The organism is Paracoccus marcusii, assembly GCF_006151785.1.
Classification (GTDB): domain Bacteria; phylum Pseudomonadota; class Alphaproteobacteria; order Rhodobacterales; family Rhodobacteraceae; genus Paracoccus; species Paracoccus marcusii.
Window position 1 is genome coordinate 1 of sequence record NZ_VDDD01000083.1, and the last position, 15,465, is coordinate 15,465.

The window sequence follows — 15,465 nt, forward strand, 5'->3', positions numbered from 1 at the left end:
CGCACGACGGCGCAGGCGCGCCGGCAGCGCCCCCCCGCGGCGGTTCAGCATCACGGAAAGCGGCGGCCGTTCGCCGCGCCGGGCGCCGCCGAACCGGGACGCGATCAGGACCGCGATCTCGTCGGCCATGACGGGAATGTCTTCGAAGCTGTGACCCTTGCGCATCATCGGGTCAGGATAGACGGGATGGCAGCCGCGCGCCAGACGCCGTAAGCTGCCCGCATGAAGCTGAATCACACCGTCGCGGGCCCCGAAGGCGCCCTTCCCGTCCTGCTGGTGCACGGACTGTACGGCCAGGGCCGCAACCTGGGCGCGCAGGCCCGCAGGCTGGCACAGACGCGCCGCGTGGTCACGGTCGACCTGCGCAACCACGGCGACAGCCCCCAGGACATGGATGCCGACTATGCCGCGCTGGCGGGCGATCTGGCCCGACTGATCGGCGATCTGGGCGGGCGGGTCGATCTGGTCGGCCATTCGATGGGCGGCAAGGCGGCGATGGTGCTGGCGCTGACGCAGCCCGACCTGGTGCGGCGGCTGGTGATCATGGACATCGCGCCCGTCGCTTACGACCATGACCAGACCCGCTATATCGACGCGATGGAGGCGCTGGATCTGTCCGCGATCACCCGTCGCAGCCAGGCCGATGCGGCGATGGCCGCGGACGTGCCCGAACCGGGCGTGCGGGCGTTCCTGCTGCAGAACCTGGACCTCAAGGCCACGCCGCCCGCGTGGAAGCTGAACCTGCCCGCGCTGCGCGCGGCGATGCCGCAGATCGTGGGCTGGCCCGACGACCTGCCGCAAGGCAGCTTTCCCGGCAAGGTCATGGCCCTGCGCGGGGCGCGGTCCGATTATGTCGCCGATGCCGGAGAGGCCGCCCTGCGCGCCCATTTTCCGCAGGTGCGCATCGTCACGCTGAAGGATGCCGGGCACTGGCTGCATGCCGACGCGCCCGAGGCCGTGGCCGAAACGCTGGTCAGTTTTCTGGGCGACGGCCGCTAGCAGCGCAGATCGACCAGTGCGACGGCCGAATGGGGGCCGCCCTGCGGCGTCAGGCTGTTGTCGATGGGCCGGCATCCGGTGGCTTGGGCGGCCGCGCGCATCATCAGGTCGGGCATACGGCCGCGATCGGCGCGGCGCAGGCGGTCCAGCCTGATTACCTGCGCCTCGGTCCCGCGGGGATAGACGGCAAAGCGCATGCCGTCGACCGTCACGTCCTGACGCGCGGCGGCCAGAAAGCCGGGCGACGGGGTGGTGCAGCCCGACAGGGCCAGCATCAGGACAAGGGGGACGGTCATGCGCATCATGCCCCCATCATCGCCCGGCAAGGTTAACCGCAGGTTAATCCTGCCGCTGCTCCTCCAGCCGGTCGGCCAGCGATTCGGCGCGGGCGGCCAGTTCGGCCATCGCCTCTCGCAGGTCAGAGGGAATCACTGGAACCTCGACGCGGGGCGGGTTCTGCTGCAGCCGATTGATGTGGCGTTCGGCCTTTTCGGCGCGATCCTCCAGCGTAGCGAAACGGTCGGCCAGCATTAGCCCGGCCAACAGAAGCAGGCGCGGCTCCGGGACGCGACCGGCCTGTTCCAGGATCTGGCGCGCCTCTCCGTCCAGGATGGCGGCGGCGCGTTGCAGCAGGCGTTCCTCGCCATCGGCGGCGCCGACGCGGTATTCCTTGTGTCCGATGGTGAATTCGACCTCGGCCATGTCAGCGCTCCTCATGGTTGGGCGGCAGATCCTCGGGCAGACCGCCCGCATCGCCCCCGGCCTCGTCCGGCACGGCGCCGTCCAGGATCGGCGGTTCGTCGGCCAGCAGGCGCTCCAGCTCTGCCATGATCTCGCTCATCTGCGCCATCTCGGCGGCGCGGGCGGCGCGCAGGGCGGACAGTTCGGCCTGCAGGGCGGCCATCTGTTCGTCGGCCCCGATGCCGCCGGTCTCCTGCGCCTCCAGAAGGTCGCGGTTGGCGGTGATCAGTTCCTCGTTGGCGGCGGACAGGCCCGCGGCCTGTTCCGTCGCGGCGTCCAGACGGGCCTGCAGCTCGGCCAGGGCGCCGTCATCGGCGGCGCTGGACGGGGCTGGTGCCGCCGCTTCGGCCGGACGTGGGGGCACGTCAAGCATCTTATCCATCCGGTCAAGCGCGGCGCGCAGCCTGCGTTCGCTGGCAGTGATGTCGCTCATGGCGCGGATCCTTTGGTGGCGTCTGAAAGACGTTTTCGCATTGCGGGCCCGGTAAGACAAGAACGGGCGGGAAAACCCGCCCGTTCCTTTCGATTATCCAGGGGTCAGCGCAGCTCTCGATGCTCGGCCATCAGGCCCTTGACCAGGGCATAGCACGCGCCCAGCAGCACGATGGCGAAGGGAAAGCCCGTCGACACCGCCATCGCCTGCAACGCGACCAGGCCGCCGCCCACCAGCAGGGCGATGGCGACCGCCCCTTCGATGGCGACCCAGAAGATGCGCTGCGGGACGGGGGCGTTGATCTTGCCGCCCGCCGCGATCGTGTCGATGACCAGCGATCCGCTGTCCGACGAGGTCACGAAGAACACGATCACCAGCACGATCCCCACCAGCGAGGTGATGGAGGCCAAGGGCAGCTGCCCCAGCATGGTAAACAGCTCCAGTTCCAGCGGCGCATCCAGGATGCCCGAGAAGCCGCTGACGGTCAGGTCGATGGCCGTGCCGCCAAGCGCCGTCATCCACAGGATCGAGATCAGCGACGGCACGATCAGCACCGCGATCAGGAACTGCCGCACGGTGCGGCCGCGGCTGACGCGGGCGATGAACATGCCGACGAAGGGCGACCAGCTGATCCACCATGCCCAATAGAACGCGGTCCAGCCGTGGCGGAAGTTGTCGTCAGTGCGGCCGAAGGGATTCGACAGCGGGATCAGCTCCGCACCATAGGCGCCCAGGTTGCTGAAGAAGCCGCCCAGAATGGCCATGGTCGGCCCCACCGCGATGACAAAGATCAGCAGCACGATGGCCAGGATCATGTTCAGCTCGGACAGGCGCTTGACGCCTTTTTCCACGCCCAGGACGACCGAGGCCCCGGCGACGAAGGTGATGCCGACGATCAGCAGGATCTTGTTCAGGCCGGTGTTCTGGAACCCGAACAGATAGGCCAGCCCGGCCATCGCCTGTTCCGCGCCCAGACCCAGCGAGGTCGCAAGGCCGAAGATCGTGGCCAGCACCGCCAGGGTGTCGATGATGTGGCCCGGCCAGCCCCAGATCCGTTCGCCGAAGATCGGATAGAAGACCGAGCGCAGCGTCAGCGGCAGCCCCTTGTTATAGGCGAACAGGCCCAGTGCCAGCGCCACCACCGCATAGATCGCCCAGGGGTGCAGACCCCAATGGAAGATCGTCGCGGCCATGCCGATGCGGCGCGCGGCCTCGGGGTCGTCGACGGCGCCGCCCAGCGGGGCCCAGTCGGTGCGCACGCCCCCCTCGGTCACCGGACCGCCCAACGCGGCCTCGAAATGGCCCAGCGGTTCGCTGACCCCATAGAACATCAGGCCGATGCCCATGCCCGCCGCAAACAGCATCGCGAACCAGCCGGTCAGGCTGAAATCGGGCGTGGCTTCGGGTCCGCCAAGACGGATCCGGCCAAGCGGCGACACGATCAGCGCCAGGCACAACAGCACGAAGACGTTGCCGGCCAGCATGAAGAACCAGTCCAGGTTCGATGTCAGCCCGTCGCGGATGCCCCCGAACAGGGGTTCCAGCTGGCCGGGAAACATCAGCGTGGCAACGGTGAACAGCACCACCGCCGCGGCAGAGATGCCGAAGACCGGGTTGTGGATGTCGAAGGGCACCTTGCCCTGATGCTCGATGTTGTCCTGACCGATGGTATAGTCGGTCTCGATGATCTCTGTCGGGCCTTCGGGCTCGGGCAGCGGCTCGATGCCGTCATCGGGGGCGGGTGCAGGCTCTGCCTTGGGCGGCGGGGCCTTGGGGGCATGGGACGGGTAACGGCCGCTCAGGGCGTCCTGTTCGCGCGTCCGGTCGCGGGGGGTGCCCGGCGTTCCCGGACCTTTCGGTGGTGTTTGTGACATCTGTCCCTTTCAGATTTGGTCTCGAACGGGTGGCAGGTCCTTGGACCCTTGGCGGAAATCCGCCGCGGAGGCTCACTCCTTCTCACATTTCGGTCAGAAAGGCCACTGCCGGACATTTGGTTCCCACCGGCCTGCCCGGCCCGACCGTTGACTTTGCCGGCAACCGTGACCAAGCATTCGCGTTTTGCGCCGTGGCGAGGACCCGATGGGAAAAGTGAACCGCAGCTTTGTCGTGATCGGGCTTGGCGCCTTCGGCAGCGTCGTGGCCGCCGAACTGGCGCGCTTCGGCAACCAGGTCATGGGCATCGACAAGGACCCGCGGCGGGTGGCGGCGCTGGCCGAACAGCTGCCCGCGTCGCTGATCCTGGACGCCACCGACGAAGGCGCGCTGCGCGAGGCGGGCGTCGACCGCTATGACGTGGGGCTGGTGTCGATCGGCAACAACCTGGAAAGCAACGTGATCGCCGCGATGAACCTGCGGCTGGTCGGCGTGGGCACGGTCTGGGCCAAGGCCGACAACCGCACCCATCACCGCATCCTGTCCAAGATCGGCGCCGACCGCGTCGTCATGCCGGGGCTGGAAATGGGCCGCCACACCGCGCAGATGCTGAACAACCCGGCCGTCCAGGACTATGTCAGCCTGGGCAACGGCTATTCGGTGGTGAACCTGATGATCCCGCACCGCCTGTCGGGCCGCACCCTGTCGCAGCTGAACCCCGGCCCGGGGATCGAGATCCTGGGCATGATGCGCGGCACCGAATATCGCGACATCCGCGGAGAGGACCCGGTCCTGCAGGCCAACGACCGCCTGCTGCTGCTGGGCAAGCGGGTGGACCTGACCGGTTTCGGCGACCGGCTGTGAAGCGGCCCCGCCCCTCGGCGCTGCGGCGCTGGCTGGCGCGCACGCCCCCGCCGGCCGTGCTGGCGGTGGGGTACCTGACCCTGATCGCGGTGGGCGGCCTGCTGCTGATGCTGCCGCCGATGACGCACATGCCGATCACGCTGTCGGATGCGCTGTTCACCTCGACCTCGGCGGTGACGGTGACCGGGCTGAACGTGGTCGACACAGAACTGGTCTATGCGTTCTGGGGACAGCTGGTCATCGCGGTGCTGATCCAGCTGGGCGGGCTTGGCCTGATGACCTTCGCGGTGCTGATCTGGTCGGCCCTTGGCCGCCCCCTGGGCATCACCCAGGGCACCTATCTGCGCGAGGATCTGAACCAGACCTCGTATGGCAAGCTGACGCGGCTGGTCTGGACCATCCTGCGCATCGTCGTCATGGCCGAGGTCGCGGGCGCGATGCTGCTGTGCCTGTCCTTCATGCCCCATCACGGGCTGGGCCCGGGGCTGTGGCATGCGATCTTCCATTCCGTCTCGGCGTTCAACAACTCGGGCTTCTCGACCTTCTCTCCGGGGCTGACGGGATACGCGCTGGACCCGGTGGTCAACGTGGTGATCCCGGTCCTGTTCATCGCGGGCGGCATCGGCTACGTCGTCATCGCCGACCTGTACCAACGCGCGTTCTGGCGCGGCTGGTCGCTGCACACGCGGATGATGATGGTCGGCACCGCCATCCTGATCGTGGGCGGCGTCGCCATGACCGCGATCCTGGAATGGGACAACCCCAACACGCTGGCACAGTATCACAGCATCACCGCCCGCCTGACCGTCGCGTGGTTCCAGGGCGTGACCACCCGCACCGCGGGGTTCAATTCGACCGACATCGCGGGGTTGGAGGATTCCACCTCGTTCATGTACATGATCCTGATGATCATTGGTGCCGGCCCCACCTCGACGGGCGGCGGGCTCAAGGTGACGACCGTCTTCGTGATGCTGCTGGCGACCTGGGCGTTCCTGCGCCGCCGGACCGAGGTGACGGGGTTCGGCCGGTCCATCCCCCTTGGCGACGTGCTCAAGGCGATGGCGCTGATGGCGATGGCCTCGGCCGTCATCGTCACCGCGATCTTTCTGCTGCTGATCAGCGAGGGCGGCGATTTCGTCGACATCGCGTTCGAGGTGTCGTCGGCCTTCGGCACGGTCGGCCTGTCGCGGGCCTATACGCCTGAACTGTCCGAATTCGGGCGTGCGGTCATCATGGTGGTGATGTTCCTGGGCCGGGTCGGACCGCTGACCCTGGGGTTCTTCCTGGCCACGCGGATGGTGCCGCGGGTGCGATATCCCGCGGGCCAAGTGCACCTTGGCTGATGCGCCTGCCGCCCCTATAAGGCGCCCTGACAGGAAGGACATCCCATGCGCCAGGCGACCATCACCCGCAAGACCTCGGAAACCTCGATCGAGGTGACGCTGAACCTCGACGGCACCGGGGTCTATGATAACCGGACCGGCGTGGGCTTCTTCGATCACATGCTGGACCAGCTGTCGCGCCATTCGCTGATCGACATGACCATCCGCGCCGAGGGCGACCTGCATATCGACGACCACCACACGGTCGAGGATACCGGCATCGCCATCGGCCAGGCCCTGGTCGCGGCACTGGGCGACAAGAAGGGCATCCGCCGTTACGGCAGCTTCCTGCTGGCCATGGACGATTCGCTGGTCCGCGCGGCGCTGGACCTGTCGGCGCGGCCCTATCTGGTCTGGAACGTCGACTTTCCGTCGGAAAAGATCGGCACGTTCGACACCGAACTGGTGCGCGAATTCTTCCAGGCGCTGTCCACGCATGGCGGCATCACGCTGCATGTGGACCGCCTGCACGGGCTGAACAGCCACCACATCGCCGAGGCCGCCTTCAAGGCCGTCGCCCGCGCGCTACGCGAGGCGGTCGAGCCCGATCCGCGCATGGCGGGCGTGCTGCCCTCGACCAAGGGGGCGCTGTGATGCGGGTCGCGCTGGTCGATTACGACAGCGGCAACCTGCATTCGGCCGAAAAGGCGTTCCAGCTGATGGGCCGCGACGCGGGCGCCGAGGTCGTCGTGACCTCGGACCCCGAGGTCGCCGCCCGTGCCGACCGCATCGTGCTGCCCGGCGACGGGGCCTTTCCCGCCTGCCGCACCGCCCTGGGCGAGGTGGACGGTATGGCCGAGGCGATCCAGGACGCGGTGATCACCCGCGGCGTGCCCTTCATGGGCATCTGCGTCGGCATGCAGATGCTGGCGACCACGGGGCATGAATACCGCGAGACGCCCGGCCTGGACTGGATCGGCGGAGAGATCCGCGCCATCGCCGCCCCCGGCCTCAAGGTGCCGCATATGGGCTGGAACGATCTGGTCATCGACCGCCCCCACCCCGTGCTGGAGGGGATCGCGACCGGCGATCACGCCTATTTCGTCCACAGCTGGCAGTTCCAGGTGGCGGACCCCGCGCATCTCTTGGCGCATATCGATTACGGCGGGCCGGTGACGGCGGTGGTCGGACGCGACAATATCGTCGGCACCCAGTTCCACCCCGAGAAGTCCCAGGCCGTGGGCCTGCGCCTGATCGCCAACTTCCTGCGCTGGAACCCCTGAGGGGTCACTGGACCTCCGGCGCCGTTTGCGGTCATGTGCCGCAAACGGACAGGAGAGAGTGATGGATGATCTGGAATGCCGCATCGCCGTGGCCCGGGGCGATCAGCCCGCCGACCTGATCCTGCGCGGCGGCCGGGTCTTCGATCTGATCACCGGCACGATGATGACGGGCGACGTGGCGATCTGCGGCGACCGCATCGCAGGCATCGGCGATTACGACGGCACCCGCGTGATCGATGTCAGCGGGCTGATCCTGGTGCCGGGCTTCATCGACACGCATCTGCATGTCGAAAGCAGCCTGGTCACGCCCTTCGAGTTCGACCGCTGCGTGACGCCCCGCGGCGTCACCACGGCCATCTGCGACCCGCACGAGATCGCCAATGTCATCGGCCTGGACGGCATCCGGTATTTCCAGGCCGCCTCCGAGCATCTGCTGATGGACCTGCGGGTGCAGCTGTCCTCCTGCGTGCCGTCCACGGAGATGGAGACATCCGGCGCGCGGATCGAGGCCGGGGATCTGGCGCAGGTCATGGGCCACCCTTCGGCCATCGGGCTGGCCGAATTCATGAACTATCCCGGCGTGATCCACCGCGATCCGGCCGCCATCGCCAAGCTGCGCCTGTTCGCGGGCGGCCATATCGACGGGCATTGCCCGCAGCTGACGGGTCTGGACCTGAACGCCTATGTCGCCGCCGGCATCCGCACCGAGCATGAGGCCACGACCGCCGAGGAAGCGCTGGAGAAGCTGCGCAAGGGGATGCGCGTCCTGATCCGCGAAGGCTCGGTCAGCAAGGACCTGGACGCGCTGCAGCCGATCCTGACCGAGGCGACCAGCGCCTATCTGTGCCTGTGCACCGACGACCGCAATCCGCTGGACATCGGAGAGCATGGGCATCTGGACTACATGATCCGCCGGCTCATCGCGCTTGGCACATCGCCGCTGGCGGCCTATCGCGCGGCATCGCTGTCGGCGGCCGAGGCCTTCGGGCTGAAGGATCGCGGACTGATCGCGCCGGGCCTGCGTGCCGATATCGTGGCCATCGACAGCCTGGAGGAGTGCCACGCGCAGCTGGTCCTGACCGGCGGGCGGGTGGTCGATGACGCGGCCTTCGCCGCGCGCGGGACGGTGGCGCCGGTGGGCCGCGCCTCGGTCAAGGCGCCCAAGGTGACGCCGCAGGATTTCCGCTGCACCGGCAACCGCACGGAAACCCCGGTGATCGGCATCCTGGAAGGCAAGATCATCACCGAACACCTGACCCACGACATCCCGCCGCAGGACGGCGACAAGCGCCCCAATCCCGCCCGAGATCTGTCCCGCATCGCGGTGATCGAGCGGCATGGGCGGAACGGCAACATCGCCACCGGCTTCGTACAGGGGTTCGGGCTGGCGCGCGGAGCCATCGCCTCGACGCTGTGCCATGATCATCACAACATCGCCGTGGTGGGCGTCGATTACGCGGACATGGCGCTGGCGGCCAACCGGCTGACCGATCTGGAGGGGGGATTCGTCGTGGCCTGCGACGGCCGTATCCTGGCGGAACTGCCCCTGCCGGTCGCGGGGCTGATGAGCCTTGAGCCGTTCGAGACCGTGCGCGACACGCTGATCGCCCTGCGGGAGGCGGCCCGGACCCTGGGCACGACGCTGGAGGAGCCGTTCCTGCAGCTGGCCTTCCTGGCCCTGCCGGTCATTCCCGCGCTGAAGATCACCGATCGCGGCATGGTCGATGTCGCGAAATTCGAGATCATCGCCCCCTGACCCCGCCGGTATCGGTGCGGGAGGGGCACCAGGCCCGTCAGTCGCCCCGGACGCGCAACACCTCGGCCACGGCGCGCGCGACGGCATCGTCGATGCTCAGCGTGCTGGTATCCAGCACGACCGCATCCTCGGCCGGGCGCAGCGGCGCCGTCGCCCTCTGGCTGTCGCGCAGGTCGCGTTCGCGCAGCTGGGCCAGCATCTCCTCGGGGTCGGCGCCCAGTTCCGCCGCGCGGCGCGCCGCCCGCACCTCGTCCGAGGCGACTACGTACAGCTTGACCGCCGCATCGGGACAGATGACCGTGCCGATGTCGCGCCCGTCCAGCACGGCGCCGGGGTCCTGCGCGGCAAAGCGGTGCTGGAACGCGACCAGGGCCGCGCGGACGTCGGGAATGGCCGCGATGCGGCTGGCGGCCTGACCCGCCTCGGCGCTGCGCAGGTCCGGGCGGGCCAGATCCTCCGCGTTCAACGAATGGGCCGCCGCGACAGGATCGCCCCCCTTGGCGCCGGTCGCCCGGTACAGCAGACCCGTGTCCAGGTGGTGAAATCCGAACCGGTCGGCCAGCGCGCGGGCGATGGTGCCCTTGCCCGATGCGGCCGGTCCGTCGATGGCGATGATGAAGGGCATGGCAGGCGATCTGTCGGTTGGCGTTGAGAACGGAATGTCCCGCACCCTTCGCATGCCCGGGGTCACGCGTCCAGCACCCCCGCCCCCGGACCGCCACGCGCAATATTCAGATCACCGGCCATCGCGATATTTTCACGACATTACCCCTTGGCAATCTCTGCGCTGCGCCGTCCTATGGGACTTTAAGAACGCATTGAGTTTTAGACATAGATGTTATCAGGTTTTATCGAACGTCTTCTGGACGCCCCGACCATTGCCGACATCCGCTCCGTATTTCTGGAAGCGGTCGGCCAGCTTGGCTACGATCACGCCCTTTATGCCGCGCGTTTCATGCTGACGGTGCCCAGGGCGCTGTTGCGCGACAACCCCGTGGTCTTCAGCAACCTACCCCCCGATCTGATCGAACAAGCCCAGCGGCTGCGCGATCTGGATCAGGACCCCTGGGTCGAATGGGTGCGCGACAATGACGGCGACATCGCGTCCGACGCGTTGCAGGACCAATTCGGCCCGTCGCGGTCCTTCGGGCTGGCGGCGGAACACGGGCTGGGCCATGCCCGCATCATCAGCCTGCGCGACAAGGTCCTCCACAGCGTGGGCGCGGTGGTGGTGATGCCGCGGCGGGGTGCCGATGCGCAGAACCTGCAGGCGTCCTGGGCGCGGTCGGGCCGCGAGGTCCGGGTGCTGTCCTGGGTGATGCACATGCGCATCGCGACGATGCAGCGCAACCTGCCCAAGGCCACCCTGACCCCGCGCCAACGCGAGGTCCTGGGCTGGCGCTCGGCCGGCAAGACCGTCGGAGAGATCGCGGTGATTTTGGGCATCACCGCCGCCACCGTGGAAAAGCACATGCGCTTGGCCCGCGAGGCCCTGGGGGTCGAGACGACGCCCCAGGCCGTGCTCAAGGCCCATGTGACGCATCAGCTGTTCCAGCCTGCCGCCGCCTCGCTGAGGCTGGGGGGCCAGGGGTAGGGTTTTCCACCGTTTCGCCCGCCCCCGAAACCGCGTCACATCGTAGCGTTCCGTGAGTGGTGACACGCAAGTGTCAGGAACAGGCGGCGTGCGGCAAGGTTGCCTTGGCCGGGCGCCGCCACCAAGGTCCGGAACGCGAAATGCCGGCCCAGGGGGCCGGCATTCGTGTCGTTCGATCAAGAAAGGATCAGGCGCCGCTGAGGGTCTTGGCAACCTCGGCTGCGAAATCCTCTTCCTTCTTCTCGATGCCTTCGCCGACCATCACGCGGGCATAGCCGGTAATCTGGACGCCGGCCTCGGCCGCTGCCTGCTCGACCGTCAGGTCGGGGTTCATCACGAAGGCCTGACCCAGCAGCGTGTTCTCGGCCACGAACTTCTTCATCCGGCCCGGGATGATGTTGTTCTGGATGACGGCCTCGGGCTTCGGCTTGGCCGAAGAGGCGTTCTCTTCCAGCGCCTTGGCGGTCTGGACCTGCAGTTCGCGCTCCAGCGCGGCGGGGTCCATGGTCGCTTCCGACAGCGAGACGGGGTTCGTCGCCGCGATGTGCATCGCGAACTGCTTGCCCACGGTCTGCGCCTTGTCCGCCGGACCCGACAGTGCGACCAGCACGCCGATCTTGCCCAGGCCGTCGGCGGCGGCGTTGTGCACGTAGGACACGACGGTCTCGCCTTCCAGGACCTGCACGCGGCGCAGGGTCAGGTTCTCGCCGATGCGGGCGATGGCGCCGGTCACGACGTCCGAGACGGGCTTGCCGTCCAGATCGGCGGCCTTCAGGGCCTCGATCTCGCCCGCGCCGTTCAGCGCGACGCCGGTGATGTCACGGACCAGCTGCTGGAAATCGGCGTTCTTGGCGACGAAGTCGGTTTCCGAGTTGATCTCGACGGCGACGCCGCGGCCACCCGAGACCTGCACGCCCACCAGACCTTCGGCGGCGACGCGATCGGCCTTCTTGGCGGCTTTCGCCAGGCCCTTGGTGCGCAGCCAGTCGATGGCCGCTTCCATGTTGCCGTCGTTCTCGGTCAGGGCCTTCTTGGCGTCCATCATGCCTGCGCCGGTGGTCTCGCGCAGTTCCTTCACCATCGCTGCGGTGATTGCCATATCCGTCTCCTATCTGTTCAACGCGTCAGGCGGGGCATATCCCCGCCTGACGACAATCCGATGAATGGGTGGTTCCGGGGCGGATCAGGCCTCGGCTGCGGCCTCTTCGGTCGCCGGCTCGTCCAGCAGCTCTTCCGGCGCTTCGGCCAGCGAACCCAGGTCGACGCCAGACGCACCCATGTGCGCGGTCATGCCGTCCAGGGCCGCACGGCTGACCAGGTCGCAGTACAGCGCGATGGCGCGGGCCGCGTCGTCGTTGCCCGGGATGATGTAGTCGATGCCGTCGGGCGAGCAGTTGGTGTCGACCACGGCCACGACCGGGATGCCCAGCTTCTTGGCTTCCAGGATGGCCAGGTCTTCCTTGTTCACGTCGATGACGAACAGCAGGTCGGGAAGGCCGCCCATGTCGCGGATGCCGCCCAGCGAGGCTTGCAGTTTGGTCTGCTCGCGCTCCAGCTGCAGGCGCTCTTTCTTGGTCAGGCCCTCGGCGCCGCCGGCCATCGTCTCGTCGATCGCCTTCAGGCGGTTGATCGACTGGCTGACGGTCTTCCAGTTGGTCAGCGTGCCGCCCAGCCAGCGGTGGTTCATGTAGAACTGCGCCGACTTTTCAGCCGCTTCCGCGATGGAACGCTGTGCCTGACGCTTGGTGCCGACGAACAGCACGCGGCCGCCCTTGGCGACGGTGTCGCGCACGACCTGCAGGGCCGCGTCCAGCATCGGCACGGTCTGCGTCAGGTCCAGGATGTGGATGCCGTTGCGGTCGCCATAGATGAACTCGCCCATGCGGGGGTTCCAGCGTTGGGTCTGGTGACCGTAGTGGACGCCAGCTTCAAGAAGCTGACGCAGCGAGAATTCGGGAAGCGCCATGAGGAGTTCCTTTCCGGTTTGCGCCTTGGCAGGGGGTCTCAGGGCGGACGCCCCAACCGGTGGACCGTTGCGGATATGTCCCGCAAGGCCCTCCCCTGCCTGTGAAGTAGGCGCGCGATAGCCCCTGTGCGGATGAAAGGCAAGCGGATTCGCTGTGGCATTCCTGCAGATAGCGGTAACATCGGCATGGCGGCACCCTTGCATCGGGCGGGGCTTGGGTTCAGGTTCGCAGCAGTTCCATTCATAAGCGATAGGCCCGCCATGACCCCCCAAGATCAGTCCCGGCAGACAAAAGCCCTGTGCCAGCTGGCGCCGGTGATCCCGGTCATCGTCATCAAGGACGTGGCCCATGCCGAGGGGCTGGCCCGTGCGCTGGTCGCGGGCGGGTTGCCTGTGCTGGAGGTGACGCTGCGCTCGGACGCCGCGCTTGACGCGATCCGCGCCATGAGCGGTGTCGCGGGCGGCCATGTCGGCGCGGGCACCGTGCTGACCCCGGATGACGCCAAGCGTGCCAAGGACGCGGGCGCCAGCTTCGCGGTCTCTCCGGGCCTGACCGACCGGCTGATCGCCGCCTGCGAGGATCTGGCCCTGCCGCTGCTGCCGGGCGCCGTCACCGCCTCCGAAGTGATGCGGGCCGCCGATGCGGGCTTCGACATGCTCAAGTTCTTCCCGGCCGAGGCCGTGGGCGGCGCCCCCGCGCTGAAATCGCTGGCGGGCCCCCTGCCCCGCATCAGCTTCTGCCCCACGGGCGGCGTGACACCCCAGAACGCGGGCAGCTATCTGTCCCTGCCCAACGTGATCTGTGTCGGCGGCAGCTGGATCGTGACCGATGCCGACATGGCCGCCGGCAACTGGCAGGCGATCGAGGATCGCGCCCGCACCGCCGCCGCCCTGCGCGGCTGACCATGGACCTGGCGCGCGCCCGCAGGAACGTCACGGTCCTCGTGCTGGCACAGGCGATCCTGGGCGCGCAGATGTCGGTCATCTTCATCGTGGGCGGGCTTGCGGGACAGATCCTGTCGCCGCATCCCTGCCTGGTGACGCTGCCGCTGTCGATGATCATCCTGGGCTCGACCCTGTCGGCACGGCCGCTGGCGCGCTTCATGCAGGCGCGCGGGCGGCAGGCGGGGTTCCTGCTGGCCGTGGCGGCGGGGGCCTTGGGCGCGGCGATCGCGGCGGCGGGGCTGTGGCTGGGCTCGTTCGCGCTGTTCATGGTGGGGTCTGGGCTGACCGGCATCTACATGTCGGCGCAGGGCTTCTACCGCTTTGCCGCGACCGACACCGCGCCCGAGGATTACGCCCCAAAGGCCATCAGCCTGGTCATGGCCGGGGGCCTGGCCGCCGCCATCATCGGGCCTGCGCTGGTGCGCATGACCAGCGACCTGACCGCCGTGCCGTTCCTGGCGACCTATCTGGCGGTGATCTGTCTGAACCTGGCAGGACCGCTGCTGTTCGCCTTCCTGGACATCCCCAAGCCGCGCGCGCCGGTGGCGGGCGCATCCACGGGGCGCCCGATGGGGCAGATCCTGCGCACCCCCGCCATCGCCGTGGCGATGATCTGCGGCATGGTCTCCTATGCGCTGATGAACCTGGTGATGACCTCGACGCCCTTGGCGGTGGTGGGCTGCGGCTATGACACGGCGGATGCCGCCAACATCGTCAGCGCGCATGTGCTGGCCATGTTCGCGCCCAGCTTCGTCACCGGCCACCTGATCGCGCGCTTTGGACCGGAGCGGATCGTCGGGCTGGGCCTGGCGATCCTGGCCGCCGCGGGCGCCGTCGCCCTGTCCGGGGTGGAACTAGAGCAATTCTTCATCGCCCTGATTTTGCTGGGGATCGGCTGGAATTTCGGCTATATCGGCGCCACCACCATGCTGACCCGCGCCCATACCCCCGAGGAACGCGGCCGCGTTCAGGGCATGAACGATTTCGTGGTCTTCGGCGGCGTGTTCCTGGCGTCGCTGTCGTCGGGCGGGCTGATGAACTGTTCGGGCGGGTCCATCGTCGCGGGCTGGAACGCGGTGAACCTGGCGATGCTGCCCTTCCTAGCGCTGGCGGGCGGGGCGCTGCTCTGGCTGGTCATGCGCCGCCGCCCCGCCTGAGGTCAGATCAGGGTCTTCTGCTCGGGCGGCGCGGGCTTGCGGCGCTTGGGCTTCTCGGGCGTGGCGTCGGGGCGCACGGCCACGCGGCGGTCGCCCGCGAATTGCACCTCCATCCGCGGGGTCCGGGCGGCGACCTCGGGCGTGGTGATCACCCCGCCCTCCGGGTCGCGCAGGATCACGAAGCCGCGCCGCAGCGTCTGTTCATGCCCCAGGGACAGCCGCATCCGGTCCAGCCGAACCAGCGCATCCTGCCGCTGACGGCGGATGCGGGCCATCGCCGCCACCAGCCGCCGGTCCAGATCGGCCAGACGCGCGCCCTGCTGCGCTGTCACCCGCCGCGTGTCAGCGAGTACCCGCACCAGTGAATTGTCCAGGCGCTGGCGCAGCTGCGCCAGACGGTCGCGCGGACGCTCCAGCCGTCGGGCGCGCGCGCCCTCCAGCCGCATCAGCGCCCGGTCCAACCCGGCGCGCTTGCCGTGGGTGAACTGCCGCAGCATCGCCGCGGGCATGGGCCGCGAGGCCAGCTGCTGCCG

General features: G+C 68.3%; 17 protein-coding genes. 9 read left to right on the forward strand and 8 right to left on the reverse strand.

Translation table 11 applies throughout. The annotated features are described in order from the left end of the window. The first annotated feature begins 222 nt into the window (after window positions 1–222). Window positions 223–999, forward strand: coding sequence for an alpha/beta fold hydrolase (locus FHD68_RS12850; protein WP_127898999.1), 777 nt, complete (start codon window positions 223–225; stop codon window positions 997–999). On the opposite strand, the gene FHD68_RS12855 is transcribed toward FHD68_RS12850, so the two are convergent. The 4 genes from FHD68_RS12855 to FHD68_RS12870 all read right to left on the reverse strand — a co-directional run bounded on the left by FHD68_RS12855 (window position 996) and on the right by FHD68_RS12870 (window position 4,047). After that, window positions 996–1,295 carry a hypothetical protein gene (locus FHD68_RS12855; protein WP_127899000.1) on the reverse strand — a complete coding sequence of 100 codons (300 nt, stop codon included), beginning with the start codon at window positions 1,293–1,295 and terminating at the stop codon, window positions 996–998. The genes FHD68_RS12850 and FHD68_RS12855 overlap by 4 nt on opposite strands. Window positions 1,296–1,338: 43 nt before the next feature. Next, on the reverse strand, window positions 1,339–1,701 hold the full coding sequence (locus tag FHD68_RS12860; protein WP_045982928.1) for a cell division protein ZapA: 363 nt from the start codon (window positions 1,699–1,701) through the stop codon (window positions 1,339–1,341). Between the two features lies 1 nt (window position 1,702). Beyond that, window positions 1,703–2,173, reverse strand: coding sequence for a hypothetical protein (locus tag FHD68_RS12865; protein ID WP_052715294.1), 471 nt, complete (start codon window positions 2,171–2,173; stop codon window positions 1,703–1,705). A gap of 104 nt (window positions 2,174–2,277) precedes the next feature. Further along, window positions 2,278–4,047: a BCCT family transporter gene (locus FHD68_RS12870; protein WP_139085946.1), complete on the reverse strand. Its 1,770-nt coding sequence runs from the start codon at window positions 4,045–4,047 to the stop codon at window positions 2,278–2,280. Window positions 4,048–4,252: 205 nt separating this feature from the next. On the opposite strand from FHD68_RS12870, the gene FHD68_RS12875 reads away from it, so the two are divergent. From FHD68_RS12875 to ade, 5 genes are all read left to right on the forward strand, one after another. After that, complete coding sequence (locus FHD68_RS12875; protein WP_045982927.1) at window positions 4,253–4,909, forward strand: potassium channel family protein; 657 nt, start codon at window positions 4,253–4,255, stop codon at window positions 4,907–4,909. After that, window positions 4,906–6,252 carry a TrkH family potassium uptake protein gene (locus FHD68_RS12880; RefSeq protein ID WP_244297860.1) on the forward strand — a complete coding sequence of 449 codons (1,347 nt, stop codon included), beginning with the start codon at window positions 4,906–4,908 and terminating at the stop codon, window positions 6,250–6,252. Before FHD68_RS12875 ends, FHD68_RS12880 begins: the two co-directional genes overlap by 4 nt. A 45-nt stretch (window positions 6,253–6,297) precedes the next feature. Beyond that, window positions 6,298–6,885 carry an imidazoleglycerol-phosphate dehydratase HisB gene (hisB, locus tag FHD68_RS12885; RefSeq protein WP_046001062.1) on the forward strand — a complete coding sequence of 196 codons (588 nt, stop codon included), beginning with the start codon at window positions 6,298–6,300 and terminating at the stop codon, window positions 6,883–6,885. Further along, entirely contained in the window at window positions 6,885–7,514 is a 630-nt protein-coding gene (hisH, locus tag FHD68_RS12890) for an imidazole glycerol phosphate synthase subunit HisH (RefSeq protein WP_127899002.1), read from the forward strand. Before hisB ends, hisH begins: the two co-directional genes overlap by 1 nt. Window positions 7,515–7,575: 61 nt before the next feature. Then, the gene (gene ade / locus FHD68_RS12895; RefSeq protein ID WP_127899003.1) at window positions 7,576–9,270 is read left to right on the forward strand and encodes an adenine deaminase; all 1,695 of its coding nucleotides are present in this window, start codon (window positions 7,576–7,578) and stop codon (window positions 9,268–9,270) included. A gap of 37 nt (window positions 9,271–9,307) precedes the next feature. On the opposite strand, the gene FHD68_RS12900 is transcribed toward ade, so the two are convergent. Next, complete coding sequence (locus FHD68_RS12900) at window positions 9,308–9,895, reverse strand: (d)CMP kinase (RefSeq protein WP_127899004.1); 588 nt, start codon at window positions 9,893–9,895, stop codon at window positions 9,308–9,310. A 210-nt stretch (window positions 9,896–10,105) separates the two neighbouring features. On the opposite strand from FHD68_RS12900, the gene FHD68_RS12905 reads away from it, so the two are divergent. Continuing rightward, on the forward strand, window positions 10,106–10,864 hold the full coding sequence (locus FHD68_RS12905; protein WP_127899005.1) for a helix-turn-helix transcriptional regulator: 759 nt from the start codon (window positions 10,106–10,108) through the stop codon (window positions 10,862–10,864). Between the two features lie 187 nt (window positions 10,865–11,051). Here the strand turns inward: FHD68_RS12905 and tsf are convergent, their stop codons facing one another. Further along, a complete protein-coding gene (tsf, locus tag FHD68_RS12910) occupies window positions 11,052–11,963 on the reverse strand; it encodes a translation elongation factor Ts (RefSeq protein WP_127899006.1) in 912 nt (303 codons plus the stop codon). Window positions 11,964–12,047: 84 nt separating this feature from the next. Then, window positions 12,048–12,830 carry a 30S ribosomal protein S2 gene (rpsB, locus tag FHD68_RS12915; RefSeq protein WP_045982920.1) on the reverse strand — a complete coding sequence of 261 codons (783 nt, stop codon included), beginning with the start codon at window positions 12,828–12,830 and terminating at the stop codon, window positions 12,048–12,050. Window positions 12,831–13,091: 261 nt separating this feature from the next. Between rpsB and eda the strand changes: the two genes are divergently transcribed. Continuing rightward, window positions 13,092–13,733, forward strand: coding sequence for a bifunctional 4-hydroxy-2-oxoglutarate aldolase/2-dehydro-3-deoxy-phosphogluconate aldolase (eda, locus tag FHD68_RS12920; protein WP_045982919.1), 642 nt, complete (start codon window positions 13,092–13,094; stop codon window positions 13,731–13,733). Between the two features lie 2 nt (window positions 13,734–13,735). Beyond that, window positions 13,736–14,932: an MFS transporter gene (locus FHD68_RS12925; RefSeq protein WP_127899007.1), complete on the forward strand. Its 1,197-nt coding sequence runs from the start codon at window positions 13,736–13,738 to the stop codon at window positions 14,930–14,932. Window positions 14,933–14,934: 2 nt separating this feature from the next. On the opposite strand, the gene FHD68_RS12930 is transcribed toward FHD68_RS12925, so the two are convergent. Further along, window positions 14,935–15,465, reverse strand: a 531-nt coding sequence (locus FHD68_RS12930; RefSeq protein ID WP_280115173.1) for an exodeoxyribonuclease VII large subunit, incomplete at its 5' end; no start/stop codon positions are given.

Coding starts and splice junctions, on each gene's coding strand:
- FHD68_RS12850 (WP_127898999.1), top strand. CDS start 223: ATGAAGCTGAATCACACCGTCGCGGGCCCCGAAGGCGCCCTTCCCGTC.
- FHD68_RS12855 (WP_127899000.1), bottom strand. CDS start 1,295: ATGACCGTCCCCCTTGTCCTGATGCTGGCCCTGTCGGGCTGCACCACC.
- FHD68_RS12860 (WP_045982928.1), bottom strand. CDS start 1,701: ATGGCCGAGGTCGAATTCACCATCGGACACAAGGAATACCGCGTCGGC.
- FHD68_RS12865 (WP_052715294.1), bottom strand. CDS start 2,173: ATGAGCGACATCACTGCCAGCGAACGCAGGCTGCGCGCCGCGCTTGAC.
- FHD68_RS12870 (WP_139085946.1), bottom strand. CDS start 4,047: ATGTCACAAACACCACCGAAAGGTCCGGGAACGCCGGGCACCCCCCGC.
- FHD68_RS12875 (WP_045982927.1), top strand. CDS start 4,253: ATGGGAAAAGTGAACCGCAGCTTTGTCGTGATCGGGCTTGGCGCCTTC.
- hisB (WP_046001062.1), top strand. CDS start 6,298: ATGCGCCAGGCGACCATCACCCGCAAGACCTCGGAAACCTCGATCGAG.
- hisH (WP_127899002.1), top strand. CDS start 6,885: ATGCGGGTCGCGCTGGTCGATTACGACAGCGGCAACCTGCATTCGGCC.
- ade (WP_127899003.1), top strand. CDS start 7,576: ATGGATGATCTGGAATGCCGCATCGCCGTGGCCCGGGGCGATCAGCCC.
- FHD68_RS12900 (WP_127899004.1), bottom strand. CDS start 9,895: ATGCCCTTCATCATCGCCATCGACGGACCGGCCGCATCGGGCAAGGGC.
- FHD68_RS12905 (WP_127899005.1), top strand. CDS start 10,106: ATGTTATCAGGTTTTATCGAACGTCTTCTGGACGCCCCGACCATTGCC.
- tsf (WP_127899006.1), bottom strand. CDS start 11,963: ATGGCAATCACCGCAGCGATGGTGAAGGAACTGCGCGAGACCACCGGC.
- rpsB (WP_045982920.1), bottom strand. CDS start 12,830: ATGGCGCTTCCCGAATTCTCGCTGCGTCAGCTTCTTGAAGCTGGCGTC.
- eda (WP_045982919.1), top strand. CDS start 13,092: ATGACCCCCCAAGATCAGTCCCGGCAGACAAAAGCCCTGTGCCAGCTG.
- FHD68_RS12925 (WP_127899007.1), top strand. CDS start 13,736: ATGGACCTGGCGCGCGCCCGCAGGAACGTCACGGTCCTCGTGCTGGCA.